This is a genomic window from Leisingera sp. ANG-S5, from assembly GCF_000813925.1.
Taxonomy (GTDB): Bacteria; Pseudomonadota; Alphaproteobacteria; order Rhodobacterales; family Rhodobacteraceae; genus Leisingera.
Genome location: NZ_JWLH01000016.1, coordinates 1 through 20,622, shown reverse-complemented (window position 1 = coordinate 20,622; position 20,622 = coordinate 1). Strand labels below are relative to the sequence as shown.

21 protein-coding genes are annotated in these 20,622 nt (G+C 64.0%); 16 read left to right on the top strand and 5 right to left on the bottom strand.

Annotation, left to right across the window (positions count from 1 at the left end):
- The first annotated feature begins 166 nt into the window (after positions 1–166).
- From RA25_RS18690 to RA25_RS18655, 8 genes are all read left to right on the top strand, one after another.
- Positions 167–1,168, top strand: coding sequence for an isopenicillin N synthase family dioxygenase (locus RA25_RS18690; RefSeq protein ID WP_052254296.1), 1,002 nt, complete (start codon positions 167–169; stop codon positions 1,166–1,168).
- Positions 1,169–1,359: 191 nt separating this feature from the next.
- A complete protein-coding gene (locus tag RA25_RS18685) occupies positions 1,360–1,647 on the top strand; it encodes a co-chaperone GroES (protein WP_019298592.1) in 288 nt (95 codons plus the stop codon).
- Positions 1,648–1,712: 65 nt separating this feature from the next.
- The gene (gene groL / locus RA25_RS18680) at positions 1,713–3,365 is read left to right on the top strand and encodes a chaperonin GroEL (RefSeq protein WP_039150417.1); all 1,653 of its coding nucleotides are present in this window, start codon (positions 1,713–1,715) and stop codon (positions 3,363–3,365) included.
- 250 nt (positions 3,366–3,615) lie between these two features.
- On the top strand, positions 3,616–4,509 hold the full coding sequence (locus RA25_RS18675) for an HNH endonuclease (protein WP_039174408.1): 894 nt from the start codon (positions 3,616–3,618) through the stop codon (positions 4,507–4,509).
- Between the two features lie 94 nt (positions 4,510–4,603).
- Positions 4,604–5,461, top strand: a complete 858-nt coding sequence (locus tag RA25_RS18670) for a DMT family transporter (protein WP_039174407.1) — start codon at positions 4,604–4,606, stop codon at positions 5,459–5,461.
- A 45-nt stretch (positions 5,462–5,506) separates the two neighbouring features.
- Positions 5,507–6,283, top strand: coding sequence for an esterase/lipase family protein (locus RA25_RS18665; protein WP_019298588.1), 777 nt, complete (start codon positions 5,507–5,509; stop codon positions 6,281–6,283).
- The gene (locus RA25_RS18660; RefSeq protein WP_039174405.1) at positions 6,280–7,428 is read left to right on the top strand and encodes an alpha-D-ribose 1-methylphosphonate 5-triphosphate diphosphatase; all 1,149 of its coding nucleotides are present in this window, start codon (positions 6,280–6,282) and stop codon (positions 7,426–7,428) included. Before RA25_RS18665 ends, RA25_RS18660 begins: the two co-directional genes overlap by 4 nt.
- A 34-nt stretch (positions 7,429–7,462) precedes the next feature.
- The gene (locus RA25_RS18655) at positions 7,463–7,783 is read left to right on the top strand and encodes a hypothetical protein (protein ID WP_039174403.1); all 321 of its coding nucleotides are present in this window, start codon (positions 7,463–7,465) and stop codon (positions 7,781–7,783) included.
- Between the two features lie 238 nt (positions 7,784–8,021).
- Here the strand turns inward: RA25_RS18655 and RA25_RS18650 are convergent, their stop codons facing one another.
- Both RA25_RS18650 and purE read right to left on the bottom strand, forming a co-directional pair.
- Positions 8,022–9,098 carry a 5-(carboxyamino)imidazole ribonucleotide synthase gene (locus RA25_RS18650; protein ID WP_039174402.1) on the bottom strand — a complete coding sequence of 359 codons (1,077 nt, stop codon included), beginning with the start codon at positions 9,096–9,098 and terminating at the stop codon, positions 8,022–8,024.
- Positions 9,091–9,579, bottom strand: coding sequence for a 5-(carboxyamino)imidazole ribonucleotide mutase (gene purE, locus RA25_RS18645; protein WP_039174399.1), 489 nt, complete (start codon positions 9,577–9,579; stop codon positions 9,091–9,093). Before purE ends, RA25_RS18650 begins: the two co-directional genes overlap by 8 nt.
- Before the next feature lie 302 nt (positions 9,580–9,881).
- Between purE and RA25_RS18640 the strand changes: the two genes are divergently transcribed.
- Both RA25_RS18640 and RA25_RS22215 read left to right on the top strand, forming a co-directional pair.
- Entirely contained in the window at positions 9,882–10,196 is a 315-nt protein-coding gene (locus RA25_RS18640) for a DUF1272 domain-containing protein (protein ID WP_019298581.1), read from the top strand.
- A 75-nt stretch (positions 10,197–10,271) separates the two neighbouring features.
- Positions 10,272–11,567, top strand: coding sequence for a PDDEXK-like family protein (locus tag RA25_RS22215; protein ID WP_052254295.1), 1,296 nt, complete (start codon positions 10,272–10,274; stop codon positions 11,565–11,567).
- A gap of 66 nt (positions 11,568–11,633) precedes the next feature.
- Here RA25_RS22215 and RA25_RS18630 read toward each other — a convergent pair whose 3' ends face one another.
- Complete coding sequence (locus tag RA25_RS18630) at positions 11,634–12,917, bottom strand: uracil-xanthine permease family protein (RefSeq protein ID WP_039174397.1); 1,284 nt, start codon at positions 12,915–12,917, stop codon at positions 11,634–11,636.
- 237 nt (positions 12,918–13,154) lie between these two features.
- Between RA25_RS18630 and RA25_RS18625 the strand changes: the two genes are divergently transcribed.
- A complete protein-coding gene (locus RA25_RS18625) occupies positions 13,155–15,194 on the top strand; it encodes an NADH:flavin oxidoreductase (RefSeq protein WP_039174394.1) in 2,040 nt (679 codons plus the stop codon).
- Positions 15,195–15,382: 188 nt separating this feature from the next.
- Here RA25_RS18625 and RA25_RS18620 read toward each other — a convergent pair whose 3' ends face one another.
- Entirely contained in the window at positions 15,383–15,607 is a 225-nt protein-coding gene (locus RA25_RS18620) for a YdcH family protein (protein WP_019298577.1), read from the bottom strand.
- A 181-nt stretch (positions 15,608–15,788) separates the two neighbouring features.
- On the opposite strand from RA25_RS18620, the gene RA25_RS18615 reads away from it, so the two are divergent.
- The 5 genes from RA25_RS18615 (at position 15,789) to RA25_RS18595 (ending at position 19,710) form a co-directional block, all read left to right on the top strand.
- Positions 15,789–16,202, top strand: a complete 414-nt coding sequence (locus RA25_RS18615) for an Hsp20 family protein (RefSeq protein ID WP_019298576.1) — start codon at positions 15,789–15,791, stop codon at positions 16,200–16,202.
- A 5-nt stretch (positions 16,203–16,207) separates the two neighbouring features.
- Complete coding sequence (locus RA25_RS18610) at positions 16,208–16,432, top strand: DUF1150 family protein (RefSeq protein ID WP_039150398.1); 225 nt, start codon at positions 16,208–16,210, stop codon at positions 16,430–16,432.
- Between the two features lie 103 nt (positions 16,433–16,535).
- A complete protein-coding gene (locus RA25_RS18605) occupies positions 16,536–17,684 on the top strand; it encodes a peptidoglycan-binding domain-containing protein (protein WP_039174392.1) in 1,149 nt (382 codons plus the stop codon).
- Positions 17,681–18,829: a hypothetical protein gene (locus tag RA25_RS18600; protein ID WP_152612239.1), complete on the top strand. Its 1,149-nt coding sequence runs from the start codon at positions 17,681–17,683 to the stop codon at positions 18,827–18,829. The genes RA25_RS18605 and RA25_RS18600 overlap by 4 nt, the downstream gene beginning before the upstream one ends.
- Positions 18,826–19,710: a PhzF family phenazine biosynthesis protein gene (locus tag RA25_RS18595; protein WP_039174389.1), complete on the top strand. Its 885-nt coding sequence runs from the start codon at positions 18,826–18,828 to the stop codon at positions 19,708–19,710. The genes RA25_RS18600 and RA25_RS18595 overlap by 4 nt, the downstream gene beginning before the upstream one ends.
- A gap of 22 nt (positions 19,711–19,732) precedes the next feature.
- Here the strand turns inward: RA25_RS18595 and RA25_RS18590 are convergent, their stop codons facing one another.
- The gene (locus RA25_RS18590) at positions 19,733–20,602 is read right to left on the bottom strand and encodes a DUF1206 domain-containing protein (RefSeq protein ID WP_039174387.1); all 870 of its coding nucleotides are present in this window, start codon (positions 20,600–20,602) and stop codon (positions 19,733–19,735) included.
- Positions 20,603–20,622 lie beyond the last annotated feature (20 nt).

The window sequence follows — 20,622 nt, the reverse complement described above, 5'->3', positions numbered from 1 at the left end:
TTTGTGCTGTTGCGGGCTAATGCGTTCAGTTGTGTACAGCCCCTATTTTGCAGGAAATTGTCGCCCCTTGAGTTAATCAGATTCATGTCAGTTGCATTTTTTCCCTGTTGAGCGCGGGGCCCTGTCAGCCGATGACTGCCCCAGCTTTGCACAAGGGGAGAGAGCAATGGCAGATCAGGACATTGACCGGCTTCAGGACCGGCTGCGGGCGCAGCGGGTCTCTTTCGACAAGATCCCGGTGATCGACATCAGCGCGCTGAACACGGGCGGCAGCCTGTTTGAGGTCGCCAAGGAAATCCGCTGGGCGCTGACCAACGTCGGCTTCTTCTATGTGAAGAACCACGGGGTGCCGGAGGCGGTTGTGAACGGCGCCTTTGATGAAACCCGGGCGTTCTTTGACCTGCCGCTGCAGGACAAGATGGACCTGCATATCTCGAAATCCGGCCTGGCTTTGCGCGGCTATATCGAGATCTTCGGCGAGAACACCGACCCCAAGAAGACCAAGGATCTGAAGGAGTGCTTTGATATCGGGCCGGAAGGCCCGGCCGGGGACGCGCCGTTCTTTGGCCCCAACCTGTGGCCCGCGGCGCGGGTGGAATTTGAACGCGCGGTCTATGGCTATCATCAGGAGATGAAGGGGCTGGCGCAGCGGCTGATGCGGGCGATTGCGGTCAGCCTGGATCTGGAGGCGGATTTCTTTGCGCCGAAGATGCGGAACCCGATCACCATCCAGCGGCTGCTGCACTACCCGCCGCAGGAGGGGCAGATCGACGAGAGTGTAATGGGGATCGGCGCCCATACGGATTACGGCAGCCTGACCATCCTGGCGCAGGACGATGTGGGCGGCTTGCAGGTGATGAACCGCGACGGCCAGTGGGTCGAGGGGCCGCCGATTGCCGGGTCATTTGTCATCAATATTGGCGACCTGATCCAGCGGCTGACCAATGATCTGTATCTTGCCAACCTGCACCGGGTGGTGAATGCCTCGGGCCGGGAGCGTTATTCGATTCCGTTCTTCATTGACGCCGATGCGGACGCCGTATTCCAGCCGCTGGACAGCTGCGTCAGTGCGGATAACCCTGCGCGCTATGAGCCAGTGACCTGCGGCGCGCATAAATTCGGCCGCTTCAAGGACAGCTTTCCGCACCTGAAAGACAAGGCTGCATAAGCGGAAATCCGAAGCAGGACAGGGGGCGCTCCGGCGCCCTCATTATTTTTGCTGATTCCGTGTTGACAACATGCGGGGGCATTCCTAGCTTCCCCTCGTTAGCACTCACCTCTCGTGAGTGATAACGGCCCCGCCGGGGAGGCGGAGGTCCAACAGATAACAACCTTTGAGCCTTTCAAGGAGCTGCAAAGATGGCATTGAAACCGCTGCATGACCGTGTGCTGGTGCGCCGCACCGAAAGCGAAGAAAAAACCGCGGGCGGCCTGATCATCCCCGATTCCGCCAAGGAAAAGCCGAGTGAAGGCGTTGTTGTTGCATGCGGCGCTGGCGCCCGCAAGGACAGCGGCGAGCTGATCGAGATGGCGGTGTCCGCTGGCGACCGCATCATGTTCGGCAAATGGTCCGGCACCGAGATCACCGTCGACGGTGAAGAGCTGCTGATGATGAAGGAAAGCGACATCATGGGCATCATCGAGTAAGCCCGCGGGCCTGCTCTGATCCCACTATCGCTGATACACACAGAATTTCTCTAGGAGAGTGAAAAATGGCTGCTAAGGACGTCAAATTCGACACCGATGCCCGCAACCGCATGCTGAAAGGCGTCAACATTCTGGCTGACGCCGTGAAAGTGACCCTGGGCCCCAAAGGCCGCAACGTGGTTCTGGACAAATCCTTCGGCGCACCGCGCATCACCAAGGACGGCGTGTCCGTGGCGAAGGAAATCGAACTGGAAGACAAGTTCGAGAACATGGGCGCCCAGATGGTGAAGGAAGTTGCTTCCCGCACCAACGACGAAGCCGGTGACGGCACCACCACCGCAACCGTTCTGGCCCAGGCGATCGTCAAAGAAGGCCTGAAGCAGGTTGCAGCCGGCCTGAACCCGATGGACCTGAAGCGCGGCATCGACCTGGCAACTGCCAAAGTCGTGCAGGGCATCAAGGACATGGCCCGCGAAGTGAAAGACTCCGACGAGGTTGCGCAGGTTGGCACCATCTCCGCCAACGGCGAAGCTGAAATCGGCCGCCAGATCGCTGACGCGATGCAAAAGGTTGGCAACGAAGGCGTCATCACCGTCGAAGAGAATAAAGGCATGGAAACCGAGACCGACGTGGTCGAGGGCATGCAGTTCGACCGCGGCTACCTGTCGCCCTACTTCGTCACCAACCCCGACAAGATGGTCGCGGATCTGGAAGACTGCATGATCCTGCTGCACGAGAAGAAACTGTCTTCGCTGCAGCCGATGGTTCCGCTGCTGGAGCAGGTGATCCAGTCGCAGAAGCCGCTGCTGATCATTGCTGAGGACGTCGAAGGCGAAGCGCTGGCAACCCTGGTTGTCAACAAGCTGCGCGGCGGCCTGAAAATCGCAGCCGTCAAGGCGCCGGGCTTCGGCGACCGCCGCAAGGCCATGCTGCAGGACATCGCGATCCTGACCGGCGGCCAGGTGATCTCCGAGGATCTGGGCATGAAGCTCGAGTCCGTCACCATGGACATGCTGGGCACCGCCAAGAAGGTCTCCATCACCAAAGACGAGACCACCATCGTCGACGGCGCTGGCGAGAAGGCCGAGATCGAAGCACGTGTTGCTCAGATCCGCACCCAGATCGAAGAGACCACCTCTGACTACGACCGCGAGAAGCTGCAGGAACGCGTTGCCAAACTGGCAGGCGGCGTGGCCGTGATCCGCGTCGGCGGCATGACCGAAGTGGAAGTGAAAGAGCGCAAGGACCGTGTGGACGATGCGCTGAACGCGACCCGCGCAGCCGTGCAGGAAGGCGTGATCGTCGGCGGCGGTGTTGCCCTGGTGCAGGCCGGCAAAGGCCTGGAAGGCCTGGAAGGCGCCAACGCCGACCAGAACGCAGGCATCAACATCGTCCGCAAGGCCATCGAAGCGCCGCTGCGCCAGATCGCCGAGAACGCAGGCGTCGACGGTGCCGTGGTTGCCGGCAAGATCCGCGAATCCTCGGACAGCGCATTCGGCTACAACGCGCAGACCGGTGAATATGGCGACATGTTCTCCTTCGGCGTGATCGACCCGGCCAAGGTGACCCGCACCGCGCTGGAAGACGCATCCTCGGTTGCTGGCCTGCTGATCACCACCGAAGCCATGGTTGCCGACAAGCCCGCCAAAGAAGGCGCAGGCGCCGGCGGCGGCATGCCCGACATGGGCGGCATGGGCGGCATGGGCGGCATGATGTAATCACAAATCCCACCGGGATTTGGGATGAGGCGACAGGCGATTGGCCGACCAGGCCAATCTGCCGAGAGCCCGCCGCTGAAGACCGCAAGATTTGGGGCTGCCTTCGGGCGGCCCCTTTTCGTTTTTACTGGGAGAAGAAGGCCCGCCTTGCGGGGCTGCCTGCGGCGCGAGTATTTGTGCAAAGGTGAATGCGGGGTGCTTCTTCTCTCCCCTCTTTTCCTTTTGGAAACAGCGCCCTAAAGTCGCCGCCATGGTCAAAGCGGTTTTCATTCAGTCTTCGCATTCTGGTTATGACGACCAGCCTGGCAAAGCGTACCATTTCCCGAAAAAGCACTATCTCAGCCGGGTTGAACAAACCGTCGGCGACTGGGTCATCTTCTATGAGGGGCGGCGCGGCGGCGGTAAAGGCTACCATTCCGTTCAGCGTGTGCTTCAGGTGCAGGATGACCCCGCGGATCCTGCATTGGCTTATGCGCTGCTGGACACAGGGAGTGAGCTTTCCTTCGAGAATTTTGTTCCCCGGTGGGTGGAGGGGGAGGGGCCGTATGAGACCGGCTTGCCCAGGTCGCGCGGCAGCAATACCAGCGCGGTCCGGCTGATCTCCGATGCGGATTTTGCACGCATTATCAACGCTGGTCTGGCGGCGCGCGAAGAACCGAACGCCATTCCGCGCACCGGTGATTTCACCGCAGAGCCTGGTTTTGCTGAGGCGCAGGCCGCCTTCGAACCCCAGGGTCAGCCGCGCGAGATGCTGCTGTCCCAGCGGGCATTCCGGGACCGTAGTTTTGCGAGGCAGGTCAAACACGCCTATGGCGGACGCTGTTCCATGTCTGGGCTGGAGTTGCGCAATGGCGGCGGACGGCCGGAGGTGGAGGCCGCGCATATCGTTCCGGTGTCGGAGCGCGGCCCGGATACGGTGCGGAATGGGCTGGCCCTGTCGGGAACCGTGCATTGGATGTTTGACCGGGGGCTGCTGTCGATCAGCGATGACAATGAGGTGCTGGTTGCGAAGAGGGCGGTGGATGAGGCGACACTGAACCGTTTGCTGCTGCCAGACCGGCGATTGATTGAACCGGTAAACCCGGCTTTCAAGCCACATCGATCCTACCTTCGCTGGCACCGGGAAAATGTGTTCAAGGGCTGAAACGCTAAACGGCACGCAGATGTCTTGAAGAGTATCAACGGCTGACACGAAATTATCACTGGTCCGCGCGAGGCTTGCACGCTACCCGTTCCGCATGCGCCTGTTTCTTCTCGTCTCCCTCACCATGATCGCCTTTGCCGCAAATTCCATCCTCAGCCGGCTGGCGATCGGGGGCGGGCATATGGATGCGGGCAGCTTTGGTCTGCTGCGGCTGGCCTCGGGGGCTGCGATGCTGGTGGTGCTGTGCCGGATGCAGGGGCTGGCGGTGCGCCAGAACCTGGCGGCGAGCCTGCAGGGCGGGGCGGCGCTGACGCTGTATATCGCCGGGTTTTCGCTGGCCTATCAGCAGCTTGACGCAGGTCTTGGCGCGCTGGTGCTGTTCGGGGTGGTACAGGTCACGATGTTCCTATGGGGCGCGCTGCGGGGCAATCCGGTCAGCGCGGGCCAGGTGGCAGGCGCGGTGCTGGCGTTTCTGGGGCTTGCTTATGTGGTCTGGCCGGATGGCAGCGGCACGGCGCCCCTTGGCGCGTCGCTCCTGATGGCGGCGGCGGGGCTTGGCTGGGGGATCTACAGCATTCTGGGGCGGGGTGCTGCGCAGCCGCTGGCGGCGACGGCGGTGAATTTCCTGTGGTCCACGGCGATGTTCCTGCCGGTGGCCCTGTGGCTGGGCGGCAGCACGGTGAGCCTGTATGGTGCGGTGCTGGCGGTCGTGTCGGGCGCGGTGACCTCCGGCATGGGCTATGCGCTGTGGTACCGCTTGCTGCCGCAGATCCTGCCCGCGGTGGCCGCTACCGTGCAATTGAGCGTGCCGGTGATTGCGATCCTCGCCGGGGCGGCCTTGCTGGGTGAGGCGATTGGTTTGCGGCTGGTCTTTGGCAGCGCGGCGGTGCTGGGCGGCATTGCGCTGGTGGTGCTGCGGGCGCCTGCGCGCAGGGTTCGTGCAGCCAAGTAACTGCGGGGGCTTCCCTGTGGTGCCGCTTGCGCTTATCTGGGCCCCATGCGTGATGTTCTGAAACCCCTGTTTGCCGCTGCTGCAGTGCTGCTGCCGCTGCCTGCGGCGGCCGATTGCGTGATCCTGCTGCATGGGCTGGCGCGCTCCGAGACCTCATTCGCGGTGATGGAGGAGGTCTTGCAGTCGCGCGGGCTTGCTGTGGTGCGGCCCGGCTATGCCTCGACTGAGGAGACTATCCAGGTTCTGGCAGAAGAGACCCTGCCCGCCGCCTTTGCCGCCTGCGGCGGGGAGACGGCCCATGTGGTGACCCACTCGATGGGAGGTATTCTGCTGCGGTACTGGCTGCAGGACAATAGCCCGGAAAACCTGGGCCGGGTGGTGATGATGGGGCCGCCGAACCAGGGCAGCGAGCTGGTGGACGAACTGGGCGACTGGGAGGTCTTTGGTTTCCTGAACGGCCCCGCCGGGCTGCAGCTGGGCACTGGTGAGGACAGCTTGCCCAAGAAGCTGCCACCGGTGGCGTTTGAGCTCGGCGTGATTGCGGGGGATGAGACGCTGAACCCGGTATTTTCGGCGCTGATCCCGGGGGCGGATGACGGCAAGGTCTCGGTCGAAAGCACCAAGGTGGACGGCATGGCGGCGCATCTGACGCTGCCGGTCACCCATACCTACATGATGAACAACCCGCAGGTGATGACGCAGGCGCTGCATTTCCTGGAGGAGGGGCGGTTTGAGCCCAGCCTGGGCTGGCTGGCGGCGGTGGAAGAGATCATTGGCGAGGCGTGCCAGCTGAACGGCGGCTGTGAAGAGGCGGAACAATGACATTGGAACTGACGCTGCAGGGCGGCGATGTGCTGCGCCCCGGCGGGCTGGAGCGTGGCGGTGAGATCGCCATTGCGGGTGGTCTGGTGGCGGATGCGCCGGCGGGGCGTGTTGTGGATCTGTCGGGCTATCTGGTGCTGCCGGGCATCGTGGACGCCCATGGCGACGGGTTCGAACGCCACCTGGCGCCGCGGCGCGGCGCGATGAAGCAGATGTCCGAGGGCGTCGTCGCGGCGGAGGCCGAGCTGGCCGCCAACGGCATCACCACCGCGGTGCTGGCGCAGTTCTACTCCTGGGAGGGCGGCTTGCGCGGTCCCGAGTTTGCAGGACAGGTGTTTGAGGGCATCAAGGCGGTGCGCGGGTCGCTGGTGACTGATCTGCTGCCGCAGCTGCGGTTCGAAATCCATATGCTGGAGGACTATGCCGCACTCGCCGCCAAGGTGGCGGAGTGGCAGGTGCCTTATGTGGTGTTCAACGACCACCTGCCGCATGAGCGGCTGGCAGCGGGCAAGAAGCCGCCGCGGCTGACCGGCCAGGCGCTGAAGGCAGGGCGCAACCCGGAGGTCCACTGGCAGATGCTGAAGGATATGCACGCGCGCCGGGACGAGGTGCCGGGCAGGCTGGACGCGCTTTGTGCTGAACTGGCCACGCTGGATGTGCGGCTGGGCAGCCATGACGATCAGACCGCAGAGGACCGCGCCGTCTGGCGCGAGCGCGGCGCCCGGATTGCCGAGTTCCCCGAGACGCTGGAGGCGGCAGAGGCTGCGCGCAGCGCGGGTGATCCGGTGATCCTCGGCTCCCCGAATGTGGTGCGGGGCGGCTCGCACAAGGGTAATGCTTCTGCCGTGGAGCTGATCGCCATGGGGCTGTGCGATGCGCTGGCCTCCGACTATCACTACCCCAGCCCGCGGCGTGCGGCGCTGATGCTGGAACGCTCCGGCCTGCTGGATCTGGCGGGGGCGTGGCGGCTGGTCTCGGAAGGGCCTGCGCAGCTGCTGGGGCTTACGGACCGCGGCATGCTGGAGGCAGGCAAGCGGGCGGATATCGTGGTGCTGGACAAGGAGAGCCTGCGGGTTGCGGCGACACTGTCCGGCGGGCAGGTCAGCTATATGTCGGGGGATGTGGCGGGTCGTTTCCTTGCCTGAAGGCAGGGGCAATCGGTTGGCACGATAGAACAACATGCGTTCATTTCTTAAGAAAATACGCAATATGTTGGGCTGGGTTGTACATGGTTATCTGGCAATCAGCCTGTTAGCCGCGCTTTCTTTGGAAGGTCGTGTGCGGGAGGCCAAAACCGATGCAGGCCAGTACTTTCTCTTGCTACGCGTGGGGAGGAGGCCTGCTGAATGGGTAGAGACGACCGCACTGCGTTTTTGGTTTGAGACTGCACTCGACATGGCGTTTTTTGGAGTGGTCCTCTGTTGTGTGATTTGGGCGGTTATCTATTGCGTCTGGCGTCAGTGGCGGAAGTCGCAGGGGCTGAGCGCAAAGTTCGACTAACCCCGCGCCGGTGCTATGCTGCAGTGATTGTTAGCCCGCAACGTTACCGGCCGGTTCTTGGAGCAGGGGCGCCGCGCATCAGGCCGGATGGCCCTCCTTGCGGCGCGTGAACCCGGCGGGGCCGCTTTCACGGGCGTTCCGTTCTTGGGCCGCCTTCTTCTTTCTGGTCTGAAAATATCCCGGGTTTGGGGCGAAGCCCCAAGTTCAGCCTGGGTCTGGGGGCAACGCCCCCAGTCCGTCAGCCTTCCGCCTTCACCACCCGGTTCACATGGCCCATCTTGCGGCCCGGCTTGGCCTCCGCCTTGCCATAGAGGTGAATGGCGCAATCGGCCTCTTTCGCCAGCTCCGGGATGCGGTCCACGTCATCGCCGATCAGGTTTTCCATCACCACGTCAGAGTGGCGCTGGCCGTCGCCGAGCGGCCAGCCGGCCACCGCGCGGATGTGCTGTTCGAACTGATCCACAGTGCAGCCGTTCTGGGTCCAGTGGCCGGAATTGTGCACCCGCGGGGCGATCTCGTTGACGATCAGGCCGTCGGGGGTCACGAACAGTTCGACACCGAGGACGCCGACATACTCCAGCGCGTTCAGGATCTTGCCCGCCATCAGCACCGCATCCATGCGCTGGCCGGTGGTCAGCTTGGCGGGCACGGTGGTGGTGTGCAGGATGCCGTCGCGGTGGACGTTTTCGCCGGGGTCGAAACAGGCGATCTCGCCGGTCACGCCGCGGGCGGCGATGACGGAGACCTCGTGGCTGAAATTCACGAACCCTTCGAGGATCGAGGGCGCGCCCGCCATGGCGGCGAGCGCTTCGCCGGCGTCTTCCGGGGACTTGATGCGGGCCTGGCCCTTGCCGTCATATCCGAAGCGGCGGGTTTTCAGGATCGACGGCGCACCGATATCCGCGAGCGCCGCGTCGAGGCTGGCCTGATCACTGATGTCTGCAAAAGGCGCGGTTTGCAGGCCGAGGTCCTGCAGGAAGCTCTTTTCGGTCAGCCGGTCCTGGCTGATCCGCAGCGCCTCGCGGTCCGGGCGGATCGGTTTTTGCGATTCCAAGAGGTCCAGCGCGGAGGTCGGGATGTTCTCGAACTCATAGGTGATGACGTCGACCGAGGCGGCAAAGGCGGCCAGCGCCTCGGCATCCTCGTAGCCTGCGGTGGTCACGCGGTCGGCGACATGGCCTGCGGGCGGGTTGGCGCCGGGTTCAAAGATATGGGTCTTGAAGCCGAGGCGGGAGGCCGCAATCGAGAGCATCCGGCCCAATTGGCCGCCGCCGAGGATGCCGATGGTGGCGCCGGGAGCAAGAACGTCAGTCATCAGAAGGTTCCTCGGGGATGGAGGCGGAGAGCGCCTCGCGCCAGTCGTCCAGGCGCTGGGCCAGCGCGGGATCCTGCAGGGCCAGGATGCCTGCGGCCATCAGGCCTGCGTTGGCGGCACCTGCGGCGCCGATCGCCATGGTGGCAACCGGGAAGCCCTTGGGCATCTGCACGATGGAATAGAGCGAGTCGACACCGGAGAGCGCGCGGGTCTGTACCGGCACGCCCACAACGGGCACGCGGGTCTTGGAGGCTACCATGCCGGGCAGGTGAGCTGCCCCGCCGGCGCCTGCGATGATCACCTGCAGGCCGCGGTCGGCGGCGGATTTGCCGTAGCTCCACAGCCGGTCCGGGGTGCGGTGGGCAGAGACGATCTTGGCCTCGTATTCGACGCCCAGTTCATCGAGGATATTGGCGGCTTCCTTCATGGTGGGCCAGTCGGATTGGCTGCCCATGATGATGCCCACTTTGATGTCACCCATGGATGGTGGCTCCTGTCGCGGCTTGTGGAGCGCGCACTATAGGGAAAGTTGCGGTTTTCGCAATGCGGGCCGCGCTGGAAAACGGCGGGATTTGCCTTGTTTTGCAGGGTTTGGCGCTATGCCGCAGGGGGATGGGCAGGGGATTGGAGGGGGCGGCTCCCGCCCGCGCGGGAATGCAGGCAAGCTGCACCGCCCCCGCGGTTGGGCGTGGCGCCGCGCCCAGGCGCGGCGCGTGTGGCTGTGGCGGGGCTTGCGGGCCACCGGCAAGCGGGGCACGGTGGCGGCTGAATGAGGAGAGCAAAATGCTGGAACTGCGCCCCAATTGCGAGCTGTGCGACAAGGATCTGCCACCGGAGGCTGCGGACGCGCGGATCTGCAGCTATGAGTGCACCTACTGTGCGGAATGCGTGGAGCGGGAGCTGCACAACGTCTGCCCGACCTGCGGCGGCGGTTTTGCGCCGCGCCCGGTCCGGCCCAAGCGGGCCTGGCGGGAGGCGCTGAAGCTGGGGCTGGGGAACCATCCGGCGTCAGTGAAGCGGCGGCACTCGAAGTTCAGCCGCGAGGATATTGCGGCGCATGTGGCGCGCATCCGGCATTTGAAGCCGGAGGAGAGGTAAGGGGAGCCAAATGTGCCTGGCTCCGATTGATCATTTCTCTGGGCAGACCGATTTTAATTGAGGGTAATTTGACCAATGCAAACCAAAGACCAGATGCCATCGCATGGCGCGCTGGAAGCGCTGTTCGTGAACAATGAGCACCTGGAACGGATCGAAGCCTATCTGAACCGGTTCAACCCGATCCGGGTCATGAAGATGGAACGGATGGAAATCCGCCATTCTGCGATACTTGCCTGGCTGTTGGATCCAAGCGAAACGCATGGTCTGGGCGACCGGTTCCTGAAGGTCTTTCTCGCGGAGGCCTACCGCGGCAGCAGCCTGCCGGCAGGGCCGACTGCGCTGGAGATTTCGCAGGCAGATATGCGCGATGCCGAAGTGCGCTGTGAATGGCTGAACATCGATATTTTCATTCTGAGCGAGCGCAACCGCTGGGCTTTTGTCATTGAAAACAAGTTCGACAGCAAATTGCACGGGGACCAGCTTGCGAATTACATGAGGAAAGTCCGCGGTGTCTACAAAACGCAGGAGGACTTGCAGATCCAGGGCGTGTTCCTGACGCTGCGCGATGAGGCCTTTGACAACCACGACTATGTGCCGATTGGCTATGGCGAGATCTGCACTTTCCTATCGCGTTTTCTGGAGCAGGAGGCCTATCTTCTGCGGCCCGAGATCAGCACGTTTTTGACCCACTACATAGAAATTTTGCAGGAAGCGACCGGCATGAGCAAGGAACGCGATGAAATGGTGAAACTGGCGCGGGAATTGTACCGCAGCCACAAGAAGGTGCTGGATTTTGTCATTGAGCATGGTGCGGCATCGGAGTTCGCAATGGCGGCGCATGAGCAGTTCGGAGACAGTCCGGGGCCGCTGGAAGAAAAGAAAATCGGCAAAGGCGTCTTTTGCTTTGGGGCCCTGCACCGCGACGGGGTGAGCTTTCTGCCGCAGGAGTGGGTCGCCGCATTGGGTCGGGGCGGCAGCTGGCCGGGCTGCGAAAACTGGTGGATGGGGTTTCCTTTGTCCTGCTGGCTGGCGCTGGTGCCGGGCAATGACGGAAGCAAGGGTCAGTTACGGCTGTTTGCGGAAGTCGGGCCGTTGTCCGACCATGCCGCGCGCAAGGCATTGATCGAAGAGATTGAGGGTGTGGCCGCTTCTGAAGGTTTGAGCCGGATCCGGTTCCAGAAAGGGGCTGCCGGAGAGGGCAAGAGATACTCAAAATTCCTGAAGAACAACACGCTGGAGATCCGGGATGTGCATGATGCAGAAAATATCAGCGCTGCGATGAAGCAGCTTCTGGATAAGTTCCGGCCCGAGTTTGTGGCCATCGCAGAGGTGCTGCCGGGCTTCATGAGTCGAGAGACAGTGGTGTCCTGAGAGTCGTGCAACCTGCCATGACAAGGTGTTGCCTGCGCAGCCGCCGGGGCTGCGCAGGCGGTGGAATCAATCCCGCTGCTGCGGCAGGATCAGGTTGAGGAGCAGGCCGGCAACACCCGACAGGCCGATGCCCGCAAGGGTGAAACCTTCGCCGAACTGCAGTGTCAGCCCGCCGAGGCCGATGATCAGCACGGTGGAGATGATCACCATGTTGCGGGCCTCCGACAGCGCCTCGCCCAGTTTCGCGAGCACCGACAGGCCGACCACGGTGACCATGCCGAACAGAAGGATCATGATGCCGCCCATCACCGGCATCGGGATGGTCGACAGCGCACCGGAGAGCTTGCCCGCAAAGGACAGCGCGATGGCGAAGAGTGCCGCCCAGGTCATGATTGCCGGGTTGAAGGCACGGGTCAGGGTGACGGCGCCGGTCACCTCGGAATAGGTGGTGTTGGGCGGCCCGCCCAGCAGGCCCGCGGCGGCAGTGGCAAGGCCGTCGCCCAGCATCGTGTTCTGGATGCCGGGTTTCTCCATGTAGTCGCGCTTGGTCACGCTGGAGATCGCCATGATGTCGCCGAAATGCTCAATCGCAGGCGCAATGGCGACCGGCAGGATGAACAGGATGGCGGCGAGGTTGAACTCGGGCGCGACAAAGCCCGGAACCTTGAACCAGGGCGCGTCCGCCAGCGGGGCGGTGTTGACCAGCGCCTCGCCGGTGACGGCGCCGATGACCAGCGTGGCGATGTAGCCCGCGGCAACGCCTGCGAGGATCGGCACCACCCGCATGATGCCGCGGCCGAGGATCGCCGTCAGCATGGTAGCGCCCAGCGAGATGGCGGCAAGCAGCAGTGCGGTATTGCGCGGCATCACCTGGGTGTCGCCTGCGAGGCCGGTGGCCATGTTGACCGCAACCGGCGCCAGCGACAGGCCGATCACCATGATGACGGGGCCGACCACGACCGGCGGCAGCAGCCGGTGCAGGAAGCCTGCGCCAAAGGCGCGGATGGCAAAGGAGAGCGCCACATACAAGAGGCCCGCCGCCGCCAGGCCGCCGGTGGTGGCCGCCATGCCCCAGGTCTGCACGCCGTAGATGATCGGCGCGATGAAGGCAAAGGAAGACGCCAGGAACACCGGCACCTGGCCGCGGGTGACGATCTGGAAGATCAGCGTGCCAAGGCCTGCGGTGAACAGCGCGACGCTGGGGTCAAGGCCCGTGAGCAGCGGCACCAGCACCAGCGCGCCGAAGGCGACAAACAGCATCTGGGCGCCGACAAGGGCTTGTTTCGGGGTGAATTTGTAATCGGTTCCGGGGGCGGAGGGCGCGTCGGCGGGGTCGCTGGTGGCGGTCATGGTCTCGCTCTTATCTCAGGTGTTTACGCAGGCCCGGACCGGGGTGTTGCTGGGGTGCGGGCAAAATTGCAGTGCTCCTAAAGGGAAAATCCGGCTTTGACCATCCGGTCAGAGGGTGTTTTTGCGGCCTGCGGACAGGGTGTCGCAACAGAGGCGGGCGGATGCCGGTTTTCTGCAAGCCAGGGGGCTGGCAGGGCCGCTCTTGTGCTGGGGAGATTTTGCCCGGAAAATTCCCTGATGACCCAGCAGACCGACCCGCTCCTCCAGCCGTTGCAATTGCGCCATCTGACCCTGCGCAACCGGATCATGAGCACGGCGCATGCGCCCTCGTTCCAGGAGGGCGGCCATCCGCGGGACCGCTACCGGCTGTACCATGAGGAAAAGGCGAAGGGCGGCATTGCGCTGACGATGATCGGCGGCTCGACCAATATCGCGCCGGACAGCCCGTCTGTGTTCGGGCAGCTGTATGCGGGTGATGACAGCATCATCCCGTGGTTCCAGCGGCTGACGGACGGGGTGCGCAAGCATGGCGCGGCGGTGATGTGCCAGATCACCCATATGGGCCGGCGCACCGCCTGGGACGACGGCCACTGGCTGCCGGTGCTGGGGCCGTCCGGGCGGCGGGAGCGGGCGCACCGCGCGTTTCCCAAGGTGATGGAGATGGAAGATATCTCCCGCGTTATCAAGGATTTCGCCGCCGCTGCTGAACGCTGCCGGGCGGGTGGGTTTGACGGAATTGAACTGCTGATGCATTCGCATCTCTTGGGGCAGTTCCTGTCGCCCTTGGTGAACTGCCGGGAGGATGACTACGGCGGCTCCTTGGACAACCGGCTGCGGCTGACATTGCAGGTCCTGGAAGCGGTGCGTGAGGCGGTGGGGCCGGACCTGATCCTCGGCATGCGGGTCACCGGCGATGAGCTGACCGAGGGCGGACTCGGCGCGGCAGACTGTATTGAGGCAGCGCAGAAGATTGCCGCCACCGGTTCTGTGGACTTCCTGAACGTGCTGGCAGGGGCGCCCTATGATGACCTTGGCCTTGCCGGCTGGGTGGCGCCGATGGGGATGCCCGCGGCGCCGGATCTGAACGTGGCGGGCGCAATCCGCGCGGCGGTGGATCTGCCGGTGTTTCATGCGGGCGGGGTGGCCGATATTGCCACCGCCCGCCATGCCATCCGCGAAGGCCAGGCGGACATGATCGGCATGACCCGGGCGCATATGGCCGACCCTTATCTGGTGCAGAAGCTGCGCCAGGGCGAGGAAGAACGTATCCGGCCCTGCGTGGCGCTGGGCTATTGCGTCGACCGGGTCAATCAGGGCAAGCCCGCGGTTTGCGGCCATAACGCCGCGACGGGGCGCGAGATGGTGATGCCGCATGTGATTGCACCCGCGGAGGTGCGGCGCAAGGTGGTGGTGGCCGGCGGCGGCCCGGCGGGGCTGGAAGCCGCGCGGGTGGCGGCAGAGCGCGGCCATGAGGTGGTGTTGTTTGAGGCTGGCAGCCGCTTGGGCGGGCAAATCGGCTTGGCGGCCAAGGGCATGACCCGGCGCCAGATCTGGGGCGTAGCGGACTGGCTGATCTCGGAGGTGGAGCGGCTGGGCGCCTATGTGCGTCTCAATGCGTATGCCGAGGCGGAGGATGTGCTGGCGGAAAGCCCGGATGCAGTGATTGTGGCGACCGGCGGCTGGCCGGAGCCGCTGGATATTCCGGGCGGGCATCTGGTGACGTCCAGCTGGGAAGTGCTGTCCGGCGAGGCGCGGGTGGCTGGCGAGGTTCTGCTGCTGGACGAGGTCGGCGATCACGCGGCGCTGGTTTGCGCCGATGTGATGGCGCGAATGGGCTGCGCGGTCACGCTGGCAACGCCGGACCGGATGGCGGGGCATGACCTGGGGCCGACCAACTCAGCCGTGGTCCTGCGCGATCTGGCGCTGCAGGGGGTGGTGTTCGAGAGCCTGCTGGAACCTGTGTCTGTGGCTGCTGAGGGCAACCGCAAGCGCATCACCCTGCGCCATGTGCTGAGCGGTGAGCTGCAGGAGCGGGTGGTGGATCATGTAGTCTCGGAGCGCGGGATCACCCCGGCGGAGGATCTGTACCACGCACTGAAGCCGGGCTCGCGCAATCTGGGGCAGCTCGATCATCAGGAGATGATTGCGGGCCGCAGCCCCTTTGCGGAGGTGAACCCGTCAGGGGCGTACTGGCTGGCCCGTGCTGGTGACGCGGTGGCGGGGCGCAATATCCATGCGGCGGTCTATGATGCGCTGCGCCTTTGCAAGGATCTGTGACACCTGCCGCACAGCGCGGCCGCAGCGCGCCGTCAGGCCCGCTGCCATGCCCAACGCCTTCCGGCGCAGCTTGCCTGCGCGGAGGAGGGGGCGGGAGGCCCTGTTTTAATTCAGTGAAACCGCTGCGTTCTGCAGCTTTTCCCGTGCAGCTTGGGCACAGGGTGGCGCGCCGGACACCCGGCGCGGGGTCAGGCGATGATGTCCGGGGTCAGCCGGTCTTCGATCAGGGCAATCTTGTCCTTCAGGACCAGCTTCTGCTTTTTCAGCCGCCGGATGGTCAGCTGATCGGCGGTGCCGCGCTCTTCCAGCGCGGCGATGGCCTCGTCCAGATCACGGTGCTGCCTGCGGAAAACCTCGAGCTCGACCTTCAGGACTTCGTCCGTCTTCATCGACACATCTGTGGGTGCATTCATGGGGGACTCAATCGGGCTTATGAATGAAGTGAGAGTGAAGATACTTCGTTAAGGGCTTTTCCGCTAGACCTATGGGCACATGGTCTTGTGAATCCATAAAGAACTTCCCATATTCTTGGGGAAGCGGCTGCCGGGACCGGGGCCGCGCGCATACGTCGCTTTGGCATAAAGGACGAACAACGTGTCGAAACTAACCTTGGGCTCTTACCCGCATATGCTGGGGTTCGAGCAGCTGGAACGCCTCCTGGAACGCTCGGCAAAATCGGGCAACGAAGGCTATCCCCCCTATAATATCGAACAGACATCAGACCATTCCTACCGCATCACCCTGGCCGTGGCCGGTTTCGCCGAAGAGGATCTGGCGATCACCGTCGAGGACCGCCAGCTGGTGATCCGAGGCCGACAGCGCGACGACAGCGAGGGGCGGGTGTTCCTGCACCGCGGCATCGCGGCACGCCAGTTCCAGCGCATGTTCGTGCTGGCCGATGGCGTCGAAGTGGGCGAGGCGGTGATGGAAAACGGGCTGCTGCATGTGGATCTGACCCGTGCGCGGCCTGAAACCGTGGTCCAGACAATCAGTATCAGAAAGGGGTAAGAGCAATGCATACACCGTTTGACTTCAAGGATGCCGGAGACCGGACCGTCTATGTGAAGGCGGTTGCGGTGGCAGATCTTCCCAAGGACGTGCAGGAGAATGCCGGCGGGCGCGAGCTGCTTTACGCCGTGCACGACGCCGAGGGCGGCCAGCTGGCGCTGGTGGCCGACCGGCAGCTGGCCTTTGTGCTGGCCCGGCAGAACGACATGACGCCGGTTGCGGTGCACTGACGTCCCGGCATCCGCCGGAAAACACTTGCATTTCTGAGAGACAGGCTCCCATTTTGGGGGCCTGAATTGTTTTCAACGGCTGATATTTCAAGTGAGGCAAATAATGATCCGGAATTTCCGTCCGCTGGCGCAGGCGCTGGGGCTGGCGTTCGGGCTGTCCGCCCTGGCTGCGCCTGCAGGTGCTGACCCCTTTGTGAAATGCGTGCAGCAGCAGCTGACGGATCTGGGCTATGCCGCGGGCCAGCCGGACGGGCGGCTGACGCAGCAGACCAAGGGCGCCTGGCAGGCACTGCGCCAGGCAAAGGCAGGCACCGCGCTGCTGGCCGCGCTGCCGCCGCTGAGCCAAAAGACCGCGATCCACTGGTGCCGCGAGCTGCCGGCTCTGAAGACCGGCCTGGAGCGGCATATGCCGTCGGCGGCGCCGGTGCGGATCCTGGCGGATACGCCCAACGTGGAAAAGGGTATCCGGCAGGCCTATGACAAGGTGCTGCGCTTCATGGACCGGGAATACGGCATCGTGCTGGCCGGGCATATCGGCATCGGTGCGGCAGGCAACACAAAGGACGTGCAAACCTATGTGCGCCGCCTGCTGCGCGATATGTCGAGCGCGCGGTTCAACCCGGATGCCTCCATCGCCGCCCATTGCAACAAGCCCTTTGGTGTTGCTGGCGCGGCCTATCTCAAGTTCATGTATATCTGCTGGGACAACCCGCATGAGGCCGACAATGCCTGGCTCAAGCGGTCGCGCAAGTGGCTGGGCATGATGATGGCGCATGAATACATGCACCTGGTGCAGGCGGAACTGGGCGGCGCCCGCTCAGAAGGGTTCCACAGCAATTCGCTGCGCGCCCGCATGGGGCCGGCCTGGCTGGTGGAAGGCAGCGCCGAAGTGGTTGCGGCACGGTTCGGCAAGAGAGCCCTGCGGCTGCGCGCGCCGGGGCTTGCGGAGCTGCACGAATGGTCATTGAAGTCAAAAAAGAGCCTGCGCGGCATGCGGGCGCATAAGACGGTCAGCACCAGTGGCGACTATGATTTCGCCCATTATGCGGTGCATATCCTGACCCGGATCAGCGGCGAGGAGGCGCTGTTCACCTTTTGGCGCCGCCTGAACGCGGGTCAGAACTGGGAGCAGGCTTTCAAGGGCGCCTTTGGCGTCGCTCTGGCCGAGTTTGAGACGCAGGTAATGGAGCTGCGCAAGCGGCCCGGCACCGCGCGGGCCTATATTTCCAAGATGCGGCGGAAGCAGTCTTGAGAGCTGGCGGAAGGCTGCGGCGGCTTGTGCTGGCGGCGGGGCTGGCCCTGGCGGCCGTCCCGGCTGCGGCAGACCCGTTTGTCGCCTGTGTTCAGGGGCAGTTGGCGGAGCTGGGGTTTGATCCGGGAGCGGAGAACAACCGGGTCACCTACCAGCACTGGCAGGCCTGGAACAAGATGACCGGCAACCAGGGGGACCGGCCGCCCGGGCGTCTGGGCCGCTTGCCGGGGCTTTCGCAACGCAGTGCCGTGCACTGGTGCCGGGAACTGGCCACTTTGCGTCCGAAGCTGGCGCGGCACATGCCGAACGATCAGCGGCCGGTCATTCATGCGCAGCAAGGCATGGCGCGCACCGCATTGATGGTGAACTACCGAAAGGTGCGGAACTTTTTCAACAATAGCCTGAAGATGCCTATGGCGTCGCGGCCTGGCATCGCTGTGGGGGAAGACCGCAGCAGCCTGATGCTGCAGACCCGCTATATGCTGGAGGACCTGGGGCTGCCGCCAATTGATTTTTCTGCAGTTATAGAGGAGGCCTGTTCCATTGATGGCGGCTATGCGGGACGGGCCTTCCCCGGCCTTTTCATCATCTGCTGGGAGAAGGTCGAAAAATACGATGCGGAATGGCTGGAGGCATCGTACCGCTGGCTTGGCCCGGTAATTGCGCATGAGTACATGCATCTTTGGCAGGCGGAAGTCTCGGGCGAGTTCGGCATGCTGAAACCGAACCAGGCGAATTGGTCCCTGGCCCATCCCCTGTGGCTGATCGAAGGCGCCGCTGAGTTGGTACAGGCGGAGTTTGCCTTCGAGATGCTGGATGAACCCAGGGCGTCTCTCGGGGAGCTGCGCCGGGAAGCAAAGGGATCCTCCCGCAGTTTGCAGGAAATGCGCCTGTCAGAGGTGGCCTTCGATACAGACAACTACCCGCTGGCGCATTTTGCCGTACGGCTGCTGGCGGAGGAACACGGCAAGGCAGCGGTATTTGATTACTGGCACAAGCTCGGGCAGGGTATGGGCTGGCGGCAGGCCTTTGCCAGCAGCTTCGCAATGCCGGTTGAGACATTTGAAGTAAAGGTGGAGCGCCGCTTGCAGGCACCGCTCGGGTTAGGGCGCGGCAAAGAGGCCGGAAAGGACAAGAAACAATGAGTCTTTTGAATTTCGACTGGGTGGATGCGTTCTCGGACCGGGCGTTCGGCGGCAATGGTTGTGCGGTGGTGCATGGCGGCGCGCATCTGCCGGTGGAGGTCTGCACCGCCTACGTGCGGGAAACCTCGCTGGTGGAGTGCACCTTTACCGGTCCGTCGGACGTGGCTGACGTCAAGGTGCGCTATTTCCTGGCCAGCCGTGAGATCCCCTTTGCCGGTCATCCGACCATTGCGACAGTTGCGGCGATGCGGGACCGGGGGCTGTTTCAGGGGGACAGCATCACCCTGGAGACCGGCGCCGGGATCGTGCCGGTGCGGCTGGACGGTGATCTGATTGAGATGACCCAGGTGGCGCCGGAATTCGGCCCCTTTGCCGACCCGGAGCTGGTGGCGGCGGCGGTGTCGCTGCCGGTGGAGGCCATCGTGGGGCAGCCGCAGAAGGTCTCTACCGGGTTGCCGTTCTGTGTCACCGTTTTACGCGACCGCGCGGCGCTGGAGGCGGCGGAGCTGAACCTGGAGGCGCTGGCCGTTTTGGGCAAATCGCTGGGCGCTGATGGCATCGACATGATGGAGCCGTTTCTGGTGACGCTGGAAGGCGCGACCGCGGCCGGCGACACCTTCTCGCGCCTCTTGATGGCGCCGCCAAGCCCGCCGGAGGACCCGTTCACCGGGTCGGCCACCGGGGCGATGGCATCTTATTTGTGGAAGCACGGACTGATGGAGAAGGCGGAATTCACTGCAGAGCAGGGCCACGGGCTGGGCCGCCCCGGTCAGGCCCGGGTGGCGCGGATCGGCGCGCCGGATGCGATCGAAGGCGTGCGGGTGGCCGGCGAGGGCTTTGTGCTGATGCGCGGCACGGTGGATTTGCCGGAAGCGGGATAGGCCGCTTTCGGGCAGGCCGCCCCTAGCTGTTCAGCATGTCTTTCAGAGTTTGGAGGCCGCGGTCATCGGCCTTGGGCACGATGCGCCAGGCGGCGTTGACGAAACAAACCAGGGAAAATCCCAGGAGGCCGATGCACAGGAAGGTCACTAGGATCTGGCCGTAGGTCTTGTCCTGCAGCCAGTTGAAGGCGGTGCCAATCCCGCCGGCTTCGTGGCTGGAGGCATGGGCGGCTGCCTGCATCATCAGAAACCCGATGATGGCAATGACAACGCCATGGGCGGCCATGCCAGCCTTAAGCACCAGGTTCAGATGCAGGGTCGCCGGATTGCCCTGCATGTGGTCGCGGTAGCCTTCGCTCCAGGCCTTGTGCAAGTAATAGCCGCCGGCGCCGAGGGTGAGCGCCCCGGCGATGCCTGCGGCGGCCTGCCCGCCGGGGGAGGCGAGGAGGCGGTTCACCAGCTCTGTCTTTCCGAGGCCTTCGGAGCGTCCCAGAAGCACCGTGATGGCGAGCCCGCTGAGGCCCAGATGCACCAGGCCGGTAGTGATCATCCCGGCGCGGGCGATCAAGCCCTTGGGGCTGTTTCCGTAGTCTTCGAGATCCCAAATGCTGTCCACCGCGCGCCAGATGGCGTAGGCGGCCATGCCAAGGGCAATCAGCAGCAGAATGGCGGTGCCAAGCGCGCCCTGCAGGCGGCCCATCGCCTCGCCTGTGCCTTCGGCGCTGCCGCCGTGCCAGATCGACCACAGCGAAGCGCCGCCCACCAGCAGGTAGACCAGACCGCGCCCGGCGTAGCCTGCGCGCATCAGCGGAACCGCCCAAGCGAAACCGCGGGCAGAATTTTCTGCCGGATCGTCGCGGCGGGACTCAGGCGGGGCGGGGTGTTGCGGCATGCGGGGCTTCCTGACTGCGC

Coding starts and splice junctions, on each gene's coding strand:
- RA25_RS18690 (WP_052254296.1), top strand. CDS start 167: ATGGCAGATCAGGACATTGACCGGCTTCAGGACCGGCTGCGGGCGCAG.
- RA25_RS18685 (WP_019298592.1), top strand. CDS start 1,360: ATGGCATTGAAACCGCTGCATGACCGTGTGCTGGTGCGCCGCACCGAA.
- groL (WP_039150417.1), top strand. CDS start 1,713: ATGGCTGCTAAGGACGTCAAATTCGACACCGATGCCCGCAACCGCATG.
- RA25_RS18675 (WP_039174408.1), top strand. CDS start 3,616: ATGGTCAAAGCGGTTTTCATTCAGTCTTCGCATTCTGGTTATGACGAC.
- RA25_RS18670 (WP_039174407.1), top strand. CDS start 4,604: ATGCGCCTGTTTCTTCTCGTCTCCCTCACCATGATCGCCTTTGCCGCA.
- RA25_RS18665 (WP_019298588.1), top strand. CDS start 5,507: ATGCGTGATGTTCTGAAACCCCTGTTTGCCGCTGCTGCAGTGCTGCTG.
- RA25_RS18660 (WP_039174405.1), top strand. CDS start 6,280: ATGACATTGGAACTGACGCTGCAGGGCGGCGATGTGCTGCGCCCCGGC.
- RA25_RS18655 (WP_039174403.1), top strand. CDS start 7,463: ATGCGTTCATTTCTTAAGAAAATACGCAATATGTTGGGCTGGGTTGTA.
- RA25_RS18650 (WP_039174402.1), bottom strand. CDS start 9,098: ATGACTGACGTTCTTGCTCCCGGCGCCACCATCGGCATCCTCGGCGGC.
- purE (WP_039174399.1), bottom strand. CDS start 9,579: ATGGGTGACATCAAAGTGGGCATCATCATGGGCAGCCAATCCGACTGG.
- RA25_RS18640 (WP_019298581.1), top strand. CDS start 9,882: ATGCTGGAACTGCGCCCCAATTGCGAGCTGTGCGACAAGGATCTGCCA.
- RA25_RS22215 (WP_052254295.1), top strand. CDS start 10,272: ATGCAAACCAAAGACCAGATGCCATCGCATGGCGCGCTGGAAGCGCTG.
- RA25_RS18630 (WP_039174397.1), bottom strand. CDS start 12,917: ATGACCGCCACCAGCGACCCCGCCGACGCGCCCTCCGCCCCCGGAACC.
- RA25_RS18625 (WP_039174394.1), top strand. CDS start 13,155: ATGACCCAGCAGACCGACCCGCTCCTCCAGCCGTTGCAATTGCGCCAT.
- RA25_RS18620 (WP_019298577.1), bottom strand. CDS start 15,607: ATGAATGCACCCACAGATGTGTCGATGAAGACGGACGAAGTCCTGAAG.
- RA25_RS18610 (WP_039150398.1), top strand. CDS start 16,208: ATGCATACACCGTTTGACTTCAAGGATGCCGGAGACCGGACCGTCTAT.
- RA25_RS18605 (WP_039174392.1), top strand. CDS start 16,536: ATGATCCGGAATTTCCGTCCGCTGGCGCAGGCGCTGGGGCTGGCGTTC.
- RA25_RS18595 (WP_039174389.1), top strand. CDS start 18,826: ATGAGTCTTTTGAATTTCGACTGGGTGGATGCGTTCTCGGACCGGGCG.
- RA25_RS18590 (WP_039174387.1), bottom strand. CDS start 20,602: ATGCCGCAACACCCCGCCCCGCCTGAGTCCCGCCGCGACGATCCGGCA.